This window comes from Achromobacter sp. ISS7, assembly GCF_056523125.1.
Map to the genome: position 1 here is coordinate 2,587,437 of NZ_JAWRZD010000001.1, position 16,090 is coordinate 2,603,526.

14 protein-coding genes are annotated in these 16,090 nt (G+C 70.2%); 9 read left to right on the plus strand and 5 right to left on the minus strand.

Annotated elements, in window-relative coordinates:
* Positions 1–73: 73 nt before the first annotated feature.
* A complete protein-coding gene (locus AC1HFW_RS11710) occupies positions 74–1,627 on the plus strand; it encodes a winged helix-turn-helix domain-containing tetratricopeptide repeat protein (RefSeq protein ID WP_479283467.1) in 1,554 nt (517 codons plus the stop codon).
* Positions 1,628–1,641: 14 nt separating this feature from the next.
* Here AC1HFW_RS11710 and AC1HFW_RS11715 read toward each other — a convergent pair whose 3' ends face one another.
* A complete protein-coding gene (locus AC1HFW_RS11715; protein ID WP_479283468.1) occupies positions 1,642–3,798 on the minus strand; it encodes a TonB-dependent siderophore receptor in 2,157 nt (718 codons plus the stop codon).
* 327 nt (positions 3,799–4,125) lie between these two features.
* Between AC1HFW_RS11715 and AC1HFW_RS11720 the strand changes: the two genes are divergently transcribed.
* On the plus strand, positions 4,126–4,962 hold the full coding sequence (locus AC1HFW_RS11720) for a DUF7822 domain-containing protein (protein ID WP_479283470.1): 837 nt from the start codon (positions 4,126–4,128) through the stop codon (positions 4,960–4,962).
* Between the two features lie 61 nt (positions 4,963–5,023).
* Here the strand turns inward: AC1HFW_RS11720 and AC1HFW_RS11725 are convergent, their stop codons facing one another.
* Positions 5,024–5,965 carry an aromatic alcohol reductase gene (locus AC1HFW_RS11725; RefSeq protein ID WP_061070817.1) on the minus strand — a complete coding sequence of 314 codons (942 nt, stop codon included), beginning with the start codon at positions 5,963–5,965 and terminating at the stop codon, positions 5,024–5,026.
* A gap of 253 nt (positions 5,966–6,218) precedes the next feature.
* Here AC1HFW_RS11725 and AC1HFW_RS11730 point away from each other — a divergent pair, with 253 nt between their 5' ends.
* Together AC1HFW_RS11730 and AC1HFW_RS11735 are read left to right on the plus strand one after the other, a co-directional pair.
* Positions 6,219–7,118 carry a LysR substrate-binding domain-containing protein gene (locus AC1HFW_RS11730; RefSeq protein WP_479283472.1) on the plus strand — a complete coding sequence of 300 codons (900 nt, stop codon included), beginning with the start codon at positions 6,219–6,221 and terminating at the stop codon, positions 7,116–7,118.
* Positions 7,119–7,266: 148 nt separating this feature from the next.
* Positions 7,267–8,175 (plus strand): DNA/RNA non-specific endonuclease, encoded by a 909-nt coding sequence (locus AC1HFW_RS11735; RefSeq protein WP_081104944.1) that lies wholly within the window; start codon positions 7,267–7,269, stop codon positions 8,173–8,175.
* 9 nt (positions 8,176–8,184) lie between these two features.
* Here the strand turns inward: AC1HFW_RS11735 and AC1HFW_RS11740 are convergent, their stop codons facing one another.
* Positions 8,185–8,919, minus strand: a complete 735-nt coding sequence (locus AC1HFW_RS11740) for an NAD(P)-dependent oxidoreductase (RefSeq protein WP_479283475.1) — start codon at positions 8,917–8,919, stop codon at positions 8,185–8,187.
* A 161-nt stretch (positions 8,920–9,080) separates the two neighbouring features.
* On the opposite strand from AC1HFW_RS11740, the gene AC1HFW_RS11745 reads away from it, so the two are divergent.
* Both AC1HFW_RS11745 and AC1HFW_RS11750 read left to right on the plus strand, forming a co-directional pair.
* Complete coding sequence (locus AC1HFW_RS11745) at positions 9,081–9,509, plus strand: EF-hand domain-containing protein (RefSeq protein WP_104021457.1); 429 nt, start codon at positions 9,081–9,083, stop codon at positions 9,507–9,509.
* Between the two features lie 209 nt (positions 9,510–9,718).
* Positions 9,719–10,363: a hypothetical protein gene (locus AC1HFW_RS11750; RefSeq protein WP_116521137.1), complete on the plus strand. Its 645-nt coding sequence runs from the start codon at positions 9,719–9,721 to the stop codon at positions 10,361–10,363.
* A gap of 55 nt (positions 10,364–10,418) precedes the next feature.
* Here AC1HFW_RS11750 and AC1HFW_RS11755 read toward each other — a convergent pair whose 3' ends face one another.
* Positions 10,419–11,216, minus strand: a complete 798-nt coding sequence (locus AC1HFW_RS11755; protein WP_479283477.1) for a hypothetical protein — start codon at positions 11,214–11,216, stop codon at positions 10,419–10,421.
* Positions 11,217–11,277: 61 nt separating this feature from the next.
* Here AC1HFW_RS11755 and AC1HFW_RS11760 point away from each other — a divergent pair, with 61 nt between their 5' ends.
* Positions 11,278–11,751 carry a hypothetical protein gene (locus tag AC1HFW_RS11760; protein WP_006395720.1) on the plus strand — a complete coding sequence of 158 codons (474 nt, stop codon included), beginning with the start codon at positions 11,278–11,280 and terminating at the stop codon, positions 11,749–11,751.
* 40 nt (positions 11,752–11,791) lie between these two features.
* The gene (locus AC1HFW_RS11765; protein WP_479283479.1) at positions 11,792–12,976 is read left to right on the plus strand and encodes a GDSL-type esterase/lipase family protein; all 1,185 of its coding nucleotides are present in this window, start codon (positions 11,792–11,794) and stop codon (positions 12,974–12,976) included.
* Position 12,977: 1 nt separating this feature from the next.
* On the opposite strand, the gene AC1HFW_RS11770 is transcribed toward AC1HFW_RS11765, so the two are convergent.
* Positions 12,978–14,429 carry an MFS transporter gene (locus AC1HFW_RS11770; RefSeq protein WP_479283481.1) on the minus strand — a complete coding sequence of 484 codons (1,452 nt, stop codon included), beginning with the start codon at positions 14,427–14,429 and terminating at the stop codon, positions 12,978–12,980.
* Between the two features lie 324 nt (positions 14,430–14,753).
* Between AC1HFW_RS11770 and AC1HFW_RS11775 the strand changes: the two genes are divergently transcribed.
* A complete protein-coding gene (locus AC1HFW_RS11775; RefSeq protein ID WP_198483461.1) occupies positions 14,754–16,055 on the plus strand; it encodes a UDP-N-acetylglucosamine 1-carboxyvinyltransferase in 1,302 nt (433 codons plus the stop codon).
* Positions 16,056–16,090 lie beyond the last annotated feature (35 nt).

The window sequence follows — 16,090 nt, forward strand, 5'->3', positions numbered from 1 at the left end:
CCTTGGCCGCCGGCCGCGAGACCTTGCCGGCGCCTTGTCTTTCCCTTGTTTTTTCCTTGCCCCGGAGCGGCGGATGTTGCTGGCGTTTGACGACTGCGTGCTCGATCTGGACCGGCGCGAGCTACACCGCGCCGGCCTGGCCGTGGCCACGGCGCCGCGGGTATTCGACCTGCTGGCCTACCTGGCACGGCAGCGCGACCGCGTCGTCACGCGCGACGACCTGATCGCGGCGGTCTGGGCCGGACGCATCGTGTCGGAATCCACCCTGGCCAGCCACGTCAACGCGGTGCGCAAGGCGGTGGGCGACAGTGGCGAGGCGCAACGCGTGATCCGCACCGTGCCGCGCAAGGGCTTTCGCTTCGTCGCCGACCTGCGCGAACCGGTGACCGCGACCGACGCCGGGGCGCCCGCCGGCGCCCTGCCGGCCCTGCCCGCCAGGCCGTCGATCGCGGTGCTGCCGTTCGTCAATCTCAGCGGCGATCCGGCCCAGGACTATCTGGCCGACGGGGTGGTCGAGGACATCATCGCGGCGCTGTCGCAGCATCGCTGGCTGTTCGTGGTGGCGCGTAATTCCAGCTTCGCCTACAAGGGCCGCGCGATCGACATCAAGCAGGTCGGCCGCGAGCTCGGCGTGCGCTATGTGCTGGAAGGCAGCTGGCGCACCGCCAACAGGCGGGTGCGCATCACCGGCCAGCTGATCGACGCGACCTCCGGCGCGCATCACTGGGCCGGCCGTTTCGAAGGCGTGCTGGACGATATCTTCGCGCTGCAGGACCAGGTGACCCAGCAGGTGGTCGGCGCCATCGCGCCGCAACTGGAACGCGCGGAAATCGACCGCGCCCGGCGCAAGCCGACCGGCAGCCTGGATGCCTACGACTACTACCTGCGCGGCATGGCGCTGCTGCATCAGGGCACTCGCGCCACCATCGACCAGGCCTTGCCGCTGTTTCACCAGGCCATCGCGGCCGATGCCGGATTCGCGTCGGCGCACGCGATGGCGGCGTGGTGCCATTGCTGGCGCAAGGTCAACGGCTGGATGGCCGACCGCCCGGCCGAGATGGCCGAGGGCGCGCGGCTGGCCCGCCGCGCGGTCGAACTGGACAAGGGCGACGCGGTCGCCCTGACCCGCGCCGGCCATGCGCTGGGCCATCTGGCGGACGACCTGCCCGGCGGCATCGCGTTGCTGGACCGGGCGCTGGTGCTGAATCCGAATCTGGCGGCGGCCTGGATGCTGGGCGGCTTCCTGCGGCTGTGGCATGGCGAGACCGAGGCCGCCTGCGAGCACTTCGCGCACGGCATGCGCCTGAGCCCGCTGGACCCGGAGCTTTACCGCATGCAGGCCGGCATGGCGATGGCGCACCTGTTCCTGGGACGCCACGACAGCGCGCAATCGTGGGCCGAAAAGGCGCTGCATGAACTGCCCAGCTTCCTCATGGCCACGGCCATTCTGGCCGCCAGCCACGCGTTGGCCGACCGCCCCGAATCCGCGCGGCGCGCCCTGGCCGACGTGCGCGGGCTCGATCCCGGCTTGCGGCTGTCGAACCTGGCCACGTGGCTGCCGATCCGCCACCCGCCAGACCTGGCGACGCTGGCCGAAGGCCTGCGGCGGGCCGGCCTGCCGCCCTGACGCGGCGGCCAGTGTCAGAAGCGGTACGTCACGCTGCCGACCACGTTGCGGCGCGTGCCGAAAAAGCAGTCGCCGCGCGCGATGCAGCTGCCGACGTACTGTTTGTCGAACAAGTTGGTGACGTTCAGCGCCAGGCGCATCGGCCCCGCGTCATAGGCCAGCACCGCGTCGTAGACCGTGACGGCGGGCACGCCATTGTGGCCGGTGCCGTCGTCGCTGGCGCCGGTGTAGCGCACGCCCGCCCCCGCCAGGAACCCGGGCGCGCCCAGAAGGCGGAAGCGATGGTTGACCCACAGCGACGCCATGTGGCGCGGCATCCTGGCCAACTGCCGCCCCTGCTCGGCGGGAATGCCGCGGGCGACCTTGGCGTTCAGCAGCGTCCAGGTGGCGACCACGTCGACGCCGCCCAGCGAAGCCAACGCCTCCAGCTCGGCGCCGCGGGTGCGCGCCTCGCCCACCTGGACCGTGTCGGCCACGCCATTGACCACGCCCGCCACCTTGCGGTTGGCTTCCGTCATGTCGAACAGGCTGGCGGTGACGGTCATGTTGTGGCCGGGCGGCTGGTATTTGACGCCGGCCTCCCACTGCTTGCCGCGCAGCGGCTTGAAGGCCTGGTTGGCGTGGTTGAAGCCGGCCTGGCCCTGGAACGACTCGGAATAGCTGACATAGGGATTGAAACCGGCGGCCGCACGGTACATCAGGCCGAAGCGCCGGGTCAGCTCGCTGTCGTCACGGCTGCCGGAGGGCGTGTCGTCCACCGCGGCGCGCGAGCGGTCGTAGCGCAGCCCCAGCATCAGCAGCCATCGTTGCCATTCGAGCTGGTCCTGGGCGTAGAAGCCGATCTGGTTCTCGTGCGAGGTCGGCATGTGGCGCAGGGACGTGGGCGGCGTGAAGTTGCCATAGACCGGGTTGTACACGTCGATCGGCGCCGCCACGCCGCCCACGCCTTTCTGCGCCTCGAGCGTCGAGCGCTGGTAGTCGATGCCCGCCAGCAGCGTGTGGCGCACGGCTGCGGTGTCGAACGTGAAGCGGGCATGGGTATCGACCGCGAGCTGCTTCAAGGTTGGCTGGTTCATGTAGACCACCCTGCGCAACAGCGTGTCGCTGCCCGGCACCCACCCATGGCCGGCGCCGTTGAAGCCGGTGGTGTAGATGCTGCGGTAATCGGCATCGCTGTGTGAATAGCGCAGGCTCTGGTGGATCGTCACGCGGTCGTTGAACGCATGCTCGAACTGGTAGCCGGCCGCGCTCTGGCGGGTGCGGAATCTGTCGAAGTCCGGCTCGCTGACGAAGAAGTCCTGCGGGATGCGTCCGGCGGGCGAGTCGGTGCGCGTGCCGCGCCAGGGGAAGAAGCCGACCATGGTGCCGGTGTTGTCCCGCTGGAAGTTGGCCAGCAGCGTCAGCTCGGTGGCGCCGCTGGGCCGCCAGGTGAGCGACGGCGCCACGAAATAGCGGTCGTCGGGCACGTGGCGGACCGCGCTGCCGCTGTCGCGTCCCAGCGCCACCAGGCGGTACAGCCACTTGCCCTCGGCATCGAGCGGGCCGGTGAGATCCGCCTGGATCTGCTTGCGGTCGTGGCTGCCGAAGCTGACGCCGATCTCGCGCGCCGCGTCGGGCTGCGGCCGCTTGCTGACCAGGTTGACGATGCCGCTGCTGGATCCCTGGCCATACAGCATGCCCGAGGGCCCGCGCAGGATCTCGATGCGTTCGAGCGCGTAAGGATCGGGCCGCGTGTTGTTGTAGAACCCCACCGCATTGAGCAGGCCATCCAGGTATTGCGTGGACTCGGCGCCCCGGATCTTGATCCAGTCGCTGCGATTGTCCGCGCCGAACGAATCGGCGGTGCTCACGCCCGCGGTGTAGCCGGCGGCCTGCTCGACCGACTGCGCGCCCTGCAGCGTGATGCGATCCTGGGTGATGACGGTGATCGACTGCGGCGTATCGAGCACGGCCGTATCGGTCTTGGTGGCGGTGGCGGCGCGCCTGGCGACGAAACCGTGGACCGGGCCGGTGGCGCTCTCCTCGATAGCGGCGCCACGGACGGTTACGCCGGGCAGTTGCGTCACCGGCGCGGCCTGCTGGGCGAGGACGACGCCGGGCAGGCCCAGCGCCAGCAAGAGCGGGACGCGGACGGTGGATCGCGGAAGGGGAAAGACAAGGCGGTGGGACATCGGGTCTCCGTTGACGGGCGACAATGCGAATAGAAATTGATCGCACTATTATGGTGAGCGCCATCTCGTCGCCGTCGCCGCCGGGACGCTACGGATAGGCCGATCTATGGCTGCGAAGGAACCGATGCCGCTGCCCCGATGCCGCCACCGATGCCGCCGCCGATGCCGCCCGGAAATACTTGGTGGTAAACGGTGTCAGCCTGCAATGGCCTGCGCCCCGGGCCTGCGGTTCAATACCGCCACGTTGTCGCTTTGCCTGCCTTGCCGCGCGAGCCTGCGGGACTGCCGCGCCGGCCTCCCCTCCCTTTTTGCGAGACTCCGTTCGCCATGGCAAATCGTTCCTACCTCTACAGCCTGAGCAACCGCCCCACCCACTACACCGACCGTCCCGAGACGATCTGCGGCCTGTCCGAATGGCCCTACGCCGTGCCGTTCATGTACCGGCTGCTGATGTCGGGCGATCCGCAGCTGTGCGCCTCGCTGATCTCGGACGGACTGGAAGACGACGAGCCGGAACACCGCACCCGGCTGCCCGCCATCAGCAGCACGTTCGCGCCGGGCCTGGCGCGGGTCAGGCGCTTTGCCGAGATCGTGCGGGCCGCGGTGGCGACGCCCGCGCCGGCGGCCGCGCCCGAGATGCCGGCGGCCGAGCCGGCCTCGCTGCTGGGCAAGCTCAAGCGCATGTTCTCGCCGGCCGACGCGGCGCCGCCCGGCGCGGCCAAGTCCGCCGCGCGCGGCGGCCCGACGTCCGTGACCCAGCTGCTGGAAGCGCTGGACGAGACCCTGGCTTTCCTGGAGACCCACCGCGACGAGTATCTGCTGCTGGAAACCGTCGAGCTGGAGCTGATGATGGAATCGGAGGAAGCGGCGCTCAAGGCCAACGCGGAAAAGGAGATCGCGCGCTGCGTCCAGGCCGGCGCGGCGCTCGATGCGCTGCCGGCCGATCCGGCCGAGGCCGGCCGCCAGTTGCTGGCGGCCACTCGGCAGCGCGGCGCGCCGCCGCTGGACGCGTTTCACGGCCTGCGGCTGGACGACGGCTTCGACGGCAGCCGCAACGGCAATACCGACTATGTGCTGGGGCTGGTGTGGAGCGACGTGCTGTACTTCGCGCTCTACAACCGCGCGGAATTCGAGGCCCACAAGGCCGAGGCCGACGACCAATGACGGCCACGCCGCCGCCGGCGCGAGCAACCGGCGGCACGGTGGCCATCCGCTCCGGAAACGGTCACCCGGCGGCCTGCCGCAACGCCGGCAGGTTCTCGCGCACCCACTGCGTCAGCCCGCTCACGGCGATGCCGCGGCGCGCGTTGAAGGTGTCCGCCAGCGGCCAGGCCACGCCGCGCCCCTGCGCGAACACGGCGCGGTACTTGCGCATGGCGTCGCCGGGCTCGGCCGCCAGTTGCCGCGCCAGTTCCGGCACGCTCCAGGCGTGGCGGCGCAGCTCGATGCCGAGTTCACGCGCCACGGTGTCGGCCAGCTCCCCATAGGTCAGCGTGTCGCCGGCGACGTACACCGCCTGGTTGGCGATGCGCGGCTCGGCCCACAGTATCTCGGCGGTCAGGGCGCCGATGTCATCGGCGGTGGTCACGGTGACGGCGGTGTCCCAGCCGCCCAGCGCGTTGACGCGGCGGCGGGCCAGGTCGACCACGCCGAAGGCAGGCTCGAACAGGAAGCTGGTGAACATGCCGGTGGAGACGATGACCCATTCGGTGGCGCGCTGCGCCCGCAGCAGGTCGCGCACGTCGAGCTGTTCGTCGAACAGGTCTTGCGGACTGCCACGGCCGATGACGTCGTAGTCGACGCCGAACTGCCACGGCACGAAGCGCCCGACGCCGCCGGCCAGCGCGGCCTGCGCGATCTTGCGCTGCACGCCCGGGCCGCCCACGAAGCCGGTGCAGGAAACCACCGTGCCGAAGCGGCTGAAGATCGTGGCCAGCTCGTGGGTCGATTGCGCGACCAGGTCGCCTTCGACGATCCGCACCCCCAGGGCCTGCAACTCGGCCAGGTCGCGCTGTTTGCGCGGATCGTCGGAGCGCGGCGCCGCCGGGCGCAACAGCACCGCCAGGGAAATGCCGGCATCGCCGGCCGCGCGTCGCGCCAGGCCGCGCAGCATGGCCATGCCGAGCTGGCCCGCGCCCAGGACCAGGATGGCGTTGTGATTCAACATGGAAACTCCGGAAAAAACGATTCAGGAAGCAAGCCGCGGGCGGCGGCGAAAGACGCGTCAAGGCCCGCGCTTGCGGCATGCGGGCAGTGTAGGAGCGCGTCCCTCGGCCATTGTTCGCGGCGCCTGAATACACAACGCGCGCGCCGCGAACGGGTCGATCCTTGACCGGGCCGCCCCGGATTCCGGCCGGCCCGCGCCTGGGCCGAACCGCTTAACATTCCCCTTCCCCAGCGCATACCCCAAGGCTCCGTTCATGGACAAACTTCAAGCAATGGCGACGTTCGTGCGCGTGGTCCAGGCGCAGAGTTTCAGCAAGGCCGCCGCAACGCTGGCGATGCCGCGCTCGTCGGTGACCACCACGATCAAGAACCTGGAGGCGCACCTGGGCACGCCGCTCCTGCGGCGCAGCACCCGCAGCCTGAGCCTGACCGAGGCGGGCGCGCGCTACTTCGCGTCGTGCCAGGCCATCCTGGGCGAGATCGCCGAGGCCGAGCAGGACGTGGCCGCGACGACGCAGGCGCCGCGCGGCCGGGTGCGGGTGGACATGCCGGGCGTCATCGGCCGCGCGCTGGTGGTGCCGCGGCTGCGCGAATTCGAGGCGCGCTATCCGGACATCGAGGTGGCGCTGGGGCTGAGCGACCGGCCCGCGGACCTGGTGTACGAAGGCATCGACTGCGCCATCCGCAGCGGTCCGCTGGCCGATTCGACGCTGGTGGCGCGCCCGCTCGGGCGGCTGGCGTGGCTGACCTGCGCGTCGCCGGCCTACCTGAAGCAGTTTGGGGAACCGGACTCGGTGGCGGCGCTGCAAAGCCACCGCATCGTCAACTACCTGTCCAACGCCAGCGGCCGGCCGCTGGACTGGCGCTTCCGGGTCGACGGCGAGGACATCGCGCTGGCGTTGCCCGGCCGCTATTCGGTCAACGAGACCGAGGCCTACCTGCACTGCGGCCTGGAGGGGCTGGGCCTGATCCAGCTGTCGGAAGTGGCGGCGTCGATCTACCTGCGCAGCGGCCGCCTGCGCGAGGTGCTGGCGCAGGCGCGTTGCGCGCCGGTGCCGATCTCGATCGTCTATCCGCAGGCGCGGGCGACGGCGGCGGTCAGGACCTTCGTGGACTGGACCCTCGCGATCATGTGGGAAGCCCTGCCGGCCTGAGGGCGCGAGCCGCGGCCGCCGCCTGAGTGCGACACCGGCCCGCCCGCCGCGCGTTCGCGCCGCGGCGTGACAAATCCGTCACTCATCTACAATCCGGGGTCACATTGATCGGCCGCTCTGGGCGGCCGGTCCGCAGCCCCCAGGTAGTATGACCCGCGCGAAGAAACCCGCTCCCAGAAAGAGAAGCACTCCCTCCCGAAGCACCGCCCGGTCCGCCGGACGGATCCCGCGTTTCCTGCGGGCCCTGATCGTCACGTCGCTGGCGAGCTTCGGCGCCGCCACCTACGTGCTCCACCCGCAGTGGAAGCTGCCCGCGTCGGTGGGCGATGCCCTGTCGCACCTGGGCTGGCCGGGGCAGGAACGCACCGCGCCGGTGGCGCTGCCCGCGCCCAACGCGTCGCTGGTGCAGACCGCGTTCACGGAATGCCCGCAGTTCTTTCCCAACGCGCGGCCGCCGGCGGTGCCCGCCGGCCAGCAGCTGCGCGAGGTCTGTTTTTCCTCGTTCGCGATCCTGCACAACGGCCAGACCAAGACGCCGGTGTTCGTGGCCGAACGCCTGAACCGCCAGAACCTGGCCCAGGCCAAGGGGCTGCACCGCACCGACAAGTTCTACGCCGAGGCGCGCGTGCCGCGCGCCGAACGCGCCGAGCTCGACGACTACCGCGGCTCAGGGTTCTCGCGCGGCCACATGGCGCCGGCCGGCGACATGGCCACGCCGGATGCGATGGCGCAGAGCTTTTCGCTGGCCAACATGGTGCCGCAGGACCAGAAGCACAACGCCGGCCCCTGGAGCCGCATCGAACAGGACACGCGCCAGTACGTGATGCGGGCCACGGGCGACGTGTATGTCTTCACCGGCCCGGTGTACACCGAGCGGCCCAAGACCATCGGCGCCGGCGTCGCGGTGCCGACCTACATCTACAAGGTGGTGTACGACGCGACCACCGGACGCTCGTGGGTCCATTGGCAGGCCAACAGCGCCAGCACCAAGGCCGGCCCGCCGATCGGCTACGACGAGTTCGTCAAGCGGACCGGGCTACGCTTGCTGCCGCAATGATCGCGGCGTTCAGGCGGCCGGACGCGGCGCGGTGTCGTACAGCACCGGCATCTGCCCGCGCCAGCGCGCCCAAGCCTCGCCGCCCGTGGCCAGTTCGGCCATGAAGTGGGCGACGTTGATGCGGCTGGTGTGACCCGCATCGAAGATGGCGCTGCGGATGGGCGACGGGTGCGCCTCGTAGTCGCTGACGGCGTCGTGGTCGCGCAGACTGTCGGGGCGCACCACCGCCCATTGCGCGGCGGGATGGTCCTGGCCGATGGCGGTGCGCAGATAGTCCGCGGCCTGTTCGTTGTCGGCATGCGGCGGCACCAGCGCGCGCACCAGGCCGACCACGCCGCGCTGGGCCAGCGACAGCGGCTCGCGCAGGTCGCGATTGCTGTTGCCGGCCGTGTTCATCAGCACGAAGCGGACCGGCCGCGATGGCCGGTTGGCCGCGATGGCGCCGCACAGGCGACGCACGGCGTCGGTCACCAGGCGGCGCGGCGCGCCGTAGATACCTTTGAGCGTGGGGGTGTGCCCCAGGCACGATGCCACCGCCGTGCAGCCGGCGGCATGGCGCGCCAGGTCGGCGTCGTCCAGGTCCAGCACGCTGGCCTGGATCACGGTCAGGCCGGCCTCGTCCTGGTGGCTCCGCAACGCGCCGGGCGACCGCAGGATCGCCCTCACCGGCTGGCCGCGGGCGAGCAATTGCGCGACCAGCAGCCGTCCGGTCGCCCCGCTGGCGCCGACCACGAGTGTCGTCATCGCCGCTCCTCTTTTTGTACGAATGGCGCGATTGGTAACCGAAAGATTGTATCCGGCACCCGCGTCGCCGATTCAGGCAAAATGAGCCGCGCGCGGCCACGGCAACGCCCGGGGCGCCCCGCCGGACCGGCCGCGCGGCATTTCGAATAACAAGGAGAATCATGAAACACGCCACCCGGATGGGCAGCCTGATCGCGGCCCTGCTGCTGGCCGGCATTGCCGGCAACGCCATGGCGGCGGCCGATGCCGCCGCAAGCTCGGCCACGCCCGCGAAAACCGCGCCCGCCAAACCGGCCACGCCACCCGCCACGCCCGACGCCGCCATCGAACCCGGCAACCTCGGCCCCATGACCGAGCAGGAATACCTGACCCGGATGGAAGCCGCGTTCAACAAGCAGGACGTCAATGCCGACGGCTACCTGACCCGCAGCCCGCTGCTGCAGGAAGCCACGCCCGAGCAGATCACGGCGATGGACACCGATGGCGATGGCCGCATCAGCAAGGCCGAATTCCTCGCCTATGCCCTGAAGAATTTCCAGGCCCGTCCGAAGTACGAAAAGAACCACTACGCCAAGCCCGCCAAGCCGTGAAGGCACAAGGGCGATTCACCCTGCCCCCGGCCGTGCGCGACGGCCCGTGGCGCCATCCATGGTTGCCCTGTTAACCATTGGATACATAAGACGGAAATCGGCAATTATCCCGTCGCGGCGCGCGTGCTAAGTTACGTCCCCAGTTGACGGCGCCGCCTTGCGCGCGCCGGCGGCAGTGCGCTTCCCCCTTTCCTTTCTTCACGACAATCATGCACAAGAACCAAGATCGCGCCCCGGCCCTGGCCGGCAAGAAACGGATAGCCGGCCTGCTGGCCCTGGGCCTGGCCCTGGCCACCGCGACCTCCGCCACGCTGGCGGGCGACCTGCCCCCGCGCGGCGGCCCCGCGGCCCAACCGCAAGGCCAGACGCAGATGCAGACCCAGCAGCAGCCCGCGCAGAACGACGGCCGTCTGCCGCCGCGCGGTTCGGCGCAGACGCAGAACCCGGCGCCGGCACAGGCGCAACCCCAGGCCCAGGGCGGACAGAAAACGGAAATCAAGGACCAGGCCGCGTACGAGCGCCTGCTGCACAACAGCGGCGTCAGCGTGCAATGGCTGTGGACCGACGCGCGCGGCAAGCTGAAGGCGGTGGACGAGAACGACGTGGTGCGCCTGGAAGGCGGCCATGCCACCGACAAGGGCTCGGTGTCGATCAACGGCCAGGTGCTGTCGATCTCGGCCGACCGCTTCACCTTCCGCGGCACCATCCTGATCCTGGATGCGCCGGACAAGGGCCGCCGTTGCGAACGCACCGGCGACTACGAGTTCCGCGCCACCGGCAAGCGCAAGTACTGGCGCCTGCAGCAGATGGAAGCGTGCGGCGGCCTGACCGACTACGTTGACATCTACTATTGATCGACCACCGGCGGGCGGCCACGCCGCGCGCCGCCCGCGTTCCGGCCCGGCCGGATCACAGATGCCGGTGGCTGCACGCCATCGGCTGGTCGACCATCTGGCCGATCGCCCGCGCAAGCGCCTCGGCGCTGCCTTCTTCCAGGCAGTTGGCGCGGATCATGCGGAACCCCAGCGCCAGGCTGTAATGCCAGTCCAGGTCGAACAGGCGGTATTCGCGTCCGTCCGCCGGATCGCGCCAGCACGCCGCCGGGTCCTCGTAAGCCACGCCAATGAAATCGACGTGCGAGCCGAACGGCGGCAGTTCCTCCAGCGGTTCGTCGGCACCCGGCAGGCTCGGCACGGCCAGGTTCTCTCCGGCCGCGACATACGGCTCGGGCCCCTCGTAGGCCAGCATCACCACGCTGAACCCGGCCGGGTCGGCGTCATAATGCGCGCGCTGCGCGGGGTTGAGCAGCGCGCGGGCCGCGGGCCCCAGGCAGGAATACGGGCCGCGCCAGCTGCTGCGCTCATCGTCGAGCGACGCATCAGGCACGACGCCGTGCGCCGCCAGCAATGCCAGCGTCTCTTCCATCGTGTCGTGATGACGCACCGGGATATGGGGCGGCAGATGGCCGGCGGACTGATAGAGCGCGATCACGTCGCCGGTGGTGCGCAGGCCGTCGCGATACTGGAACGAGCCTGCCTTCAATCGCGCCAGCCGATGACTCAGGTTGTCCAGGGCTTCGCGCGGCACGCGATCGCCGCGCGGCTCCAGCAGGTAGCCCTCGGCCAGCAGGCGCGCTTGCAGCGCCGGCCAGTCGGGCGGCGGCAGATGGGGGTAGCGGGGAAAGATGAACTGGTGATGTTCGGACATCCGGATCGCACCTCGTAATAGCGTATTCTCTGACGTTCAGGCAACCGCAAGGATATCTTGAATGAACCCAACCGTAATCAAGTGGCTGACCAGCGTCGGCTTTGGCCTGGTCATCGGCCGCGCCTCCTACGGCGTCATCAACTCACTGCTGCAGATGGCCTTTGGGCTGGACCAGCCCGGCGCGCCGCTCGACCCGGTGGCGCTGGACCGCATGTTGATCACAGGCAGTGTGCTGTGTCTCGTGGTGGCGGTGGTGGTGGCGGCGGCGCTGCTGCGCGTGGCCGACAACCGGCGCCGCATCGCGTGGGGCTGCCTGGTGCTGGGCGTGACGCTGCTGCTGACGCTGCTGGCCGCCCTGCCGGGAATGGACCTGGGCGGGCATCCAGCCGGATCGGCCGAGGCGCGCGACGCCAAGACGGCACTCTTCTTCTGGCTGCTGATCTTCGGCCTGCCCTACCTGGGCGGCGGCCTGGCGCTGACGATCGGCGGCGCGGTCATGCTGCGCAAGTTCCGGCTCGCCGCGCCGCGCGCCTGACCCCTCCTTTGTTGGACCCGTACCGCTGGACCCGTACCGCATGACCACCCCGACGTCCGATTGGACGGCCACCGCCATCGTGCCCGCGCTGGTGCGCGGCGCCCTCGAACTCGAAGCCACCGCGCGCGGCCTCTTGCCGCATCGCCTGCCCGCCTGGGCCCGGGCGCAATGCGCGGACCCGCAGCTGGCCATGGTCGAAGCGCAACCCTCGGGCGTGCGGCTGGTGTTCCAGACCCGCGCCACCGCGATCGAGCTGGACACCGTGCCGACGCGCTACGCCTACACCGGCGTGCCGCCGCGTGCGCTCGGTCTCTACGACCTGCGCATCGACGGCCGGCTGGCCGGCCAGGCCAGCGCCGATGGCGGCGACGTGGTGACGATCGATATGGCGACCGGCGCCCGTGCGCACCAGCGCGGCCCCGTCGCCACGCTGCGGTTCGACGGCCTGCCTGGCCATGCCAAGCGGATCGAGATCTGGCTGCCGCACAACGAGACCACGGTACTGGCCGCGCTACGCGCCAACGCCCCCATCGAAGCGGCGGATGACGGCGGCCGGCCGCTGTGGCTGCATCACGGCAGTTCGATCAGCCACGGCTCCAACGGCGACAGCCCGACGGCGATCTGGCCGGCGCTGGCGGCGAGCCTGGGCGGCGTCGAGCTGCTCAACCTCGGCTTTGGCGGCAGCGCCCTGCTCGATCCGTTCATGGCGCGCACGATCCGCGACACGCCCGCGGACCTGATCAGCCTGAAGCTGGGCATCAACGTGGTCAATGCCGACCTGATGCGGCTGCGCGCCTTCGGGCCGGCGGTGCACGGCTTCCTGGACACGATCCGCGACGGCCATCCCGACACGCCGCTGCTGCTGGTGTCGCCGCTGTTCTGCCCGATCCACGAGAACACGCCCGGCCCGGGCGCGTTCGACATGGACGCGCTGGCGGCGGGCAAGGTGTCGTTTGTCGCCACCGGCGATCCGGCCGAGCGCCGCGCCGGCAAGCTGACCCTGACGCTGATCCGCGACGAACTGCGGCGCATCGCGGCGCAGCGCGCGGCCAGCGATCCGAACCTGCGCTACCTGGATGGCCTGGAACTGTACGGCGAGGCCGATTTCGCCGACCTGCCGCTGCCGGACCAGTTGCATCCGGACGGCGCGGCGCATCGCCGCATCGGCGAGCGTTTCGCCCGCCTGGCGTTCGGCCCCGACGGCCTGTTGCCGCGCGCCGGCTGACTCAAGCCGGCCGGCTGCGCGCCACGTCTTCGCCGACGCCGCGCGGCAGCAGGAACGTGTCCAGCATGCCGATCAGCGACACCAGCCCCACCACCAGGAACGCCAGGCGGTAGGCCGCGCCCGGCGCGCTCTCCAGGCCCAGCAGCGGCACGCCCCATTCACCGATGCGGATGGCGATGGCGCCCAGCGCCACGCCCATCCCCAGCGCCAGTTGCGACATGGTGGAAAACAGCGTGTTGGCCGCGCTCATCTGCGCCTGCGGCATCTCCGAGAACGCCAGCGTGTTGAGCGCGGTGAACTGCATCGAGCGCGACATGCCGCCGATGAACAGCAGCAATGCGGTGACCGCCACCGGCATGTCGGGGCCGATCAGCGCGCACGCGGTCAGCGCCGCGGTGTTGAGGATGCCGTTGCCCAGCAGCGTGGGACGGAAGCCGAAGCGGCGCAGCACCGGCGTGGTGAACAGCTTCATCGTCAGGTTGCCGGCGAACACCGCGATCACCAGCATGCCGGCGCGAAACGCATCCATGCCGTAGCCGACCTGGAACATCAGCGGCAGCAGGAACGGCACCGCGCCGACCGACATGCGGAACAGCGAACCGCCCCAGAAATTCGCCGCGTAGGCGCGGATCTTCAGGGGCGTGAGGGTCAGCATGGGATGCGCGTGGCGCCGCAGGTGGCGCACGCCCAACGCCAGCAGCGCCAGGCTGGCCGCGAGCCACAGACCGATGCGGTCCCAGGCCGGGGTGGCGGCGCCGAACAGTTCCAGCGCCCACAGCAGGCTCGACAGGCCGCCGCCGACCCACAGGAAGCCGGCCCAGTCGAACGGCCGCCGTTCGGTGGCGCGGTCGCTCGGGATCAGCACCCAGGCGGCGGCCAGCGCGGCCAGGCCGAGCGGCAGGTTGAGGTAGAAAATCCAGCGCCACGAGGCGTAGGTGGTGATGAAGCCGCCGACGGGCGGGCCCAGCACCGGAGCCACCAGCGCCGGCCACGTCAGGATCGACATGGCGCGGATCAGTTCGTGCTTGGGCGTGTTGCGCAGCACGACGAGGCGGCCGACCGGCACCATCATCGCGCCGCCCACGCCCTGCAGCACCCGCAGCGCGATGAAGGACCAGAGGTCGTTGACCATGCCGCAGCCGAGCGAGGCCAGCGTGAAGATCACCAGGGCGCTGCAGAACACGCGGCGCGCGCCGTGGCGGTCGGCCATCCAGCCGCTGATGGGGATGAAGATGCCGAGGGTCAGCAGATAGGCGCTGACGCCCAGGTTCAGGTCCACCGGCAGCACGCCGAAGTCCTGCGCCATGGCGGGCACGGCGGTGGTGATGACGGTGCCGTCCAGGTTCTCCATGAAGAACGCGGCGGCCACCAGCAAGGCGGTGAAATACAGGCGGCGCGCATCCGGCGGCGGCGTGGCCTGGGCAGTGGAAGTGGAGGAAGCAGTGGGGGTCATGATGTGAGCGGTCCCGAAGGAGGGAGCGCCTGCGCCGACGGGGCCCGACCCCGCGTTCACGCAGGCGCGCCCGGCCGCGGCAAGGCGGTCCGAAGGCGCGTTGGATGACGTGAACGCTTACGGTGCCACGGCGGGAATGCCATGGCAGCAGCGGAATCATAATGGGAATCGCTTAATTCAGCCTGAAATTTCCGCGCGGACGGTCGCGCGGCGGCCCGCTTGCAGTCTGACACCATTTGCCGCTTGCCGCCCGGGCGCCGCCCAGGCCGGACCGGTACAATTTCCCTCGCGTTTTCCCCTACCTGTCGTCCAAGCTCCTCACCCATGTCCAATCTCATCGTCCACGGCGGCACGCCCCTGCGCGGCCGCGTCATCCCGTCGGCCAACAAGAACGCGGTGCTGCCGATCCTGTGCGCCACGCTGCTGACCGACCAGCCGCTGCGCCTGCACGGCGTGCCCGACATCACCGACGTGCGCAAGATCCTCGACATCTTCCGCACGCTGGGCAGCGAGGTGCGGCTGGACGAGACCACCCGCACGCTTGAGCTGCATCACCGCGACACGACCTTCGACGCCGCGCGCCACCGCCTGCCGGAAGAGATGCGCTCGTCCATCATGCTGGTGTCGCCGCTGCTGGCGCGCTTCGGCGTGGCGCGGCTGGAAGACAACGTCAAGGGCTGCACGCTGGGCGTGCGCGAGATCGATCCGCACGTCGACATCTTCCGCTCGTTCGGCGGCGAGGTCGAACGCGCCAGCGGCTCGCTGCTGGTGCGCAGCGCCGGCCCGCTCAAGCCGACCCACCACTGGCTGGACTACGCCTCGGTCACCACCACCGAGAACTTCGTGCTGTGCGCGGCCGCCGCCGCCGGCGAATCGACGCTGACCAACGCCGCGTCCGAGCCGCACGTGCAGGAATTCTGCCGCTTCATGACGATGATGGGCGCCGACATCGACGGCATCGGCACCTCGCGCCTGACGGTGCGCGGCGGCGCCACGCTGCGCGGCGGCGAGTTCACCTTCGAGGAAGATTTCCACGAGATCACCACGTTCCTGGCGCTGGGCGCGATCACCGGCGGCGACGTGGTGGTGCGCAACAGCACGCCGTCGAACTTCCCGCTGATCGACCGCACCTTCGCCAAGTTCGGCGTGAAGATCGTGCACGAGAACGGCTGGTCGCGCGCGCTGCGCGACGGCCCGCTGAAGGTGCAGACGCCCTTCACCAGCAACGTGCTGACCAAGGTCGAGGCCGCGCCCTGGCCGTATTTCCCGGTGGACCTGCTGCCCATCTTCATCGCGCTGGGCGTGTGCGCCGAGGGCAACGCGATGTTCTGGAACAAGGTCTACGACGGCGCGCTGGGCTGGACCGGCGAGCTGTCCAAGTTCGGCGCGCACGTGTTCTCGTCGGACCCACACCGCGTCATCACCTTCGGCGGCAATCCGCTGACGCCGGCGGTGGTCGAAAGCCCCTACATCATCCGCGTGGCGATCGCGCTGTTCATGATCGCCAGTAGCATCGAGGGGCGCTCCGAGATCCGCAACGCCACCCCGATCCGCCGCGCCCACCCGCGCTTCGTCGAGAACCTGCGCAGCCTGGGCGTGCAGGTCGAGTGGACCGCCGAGGAATAGCGCGGACGGTTTCCTATAATCCCGGGATTCCCCCG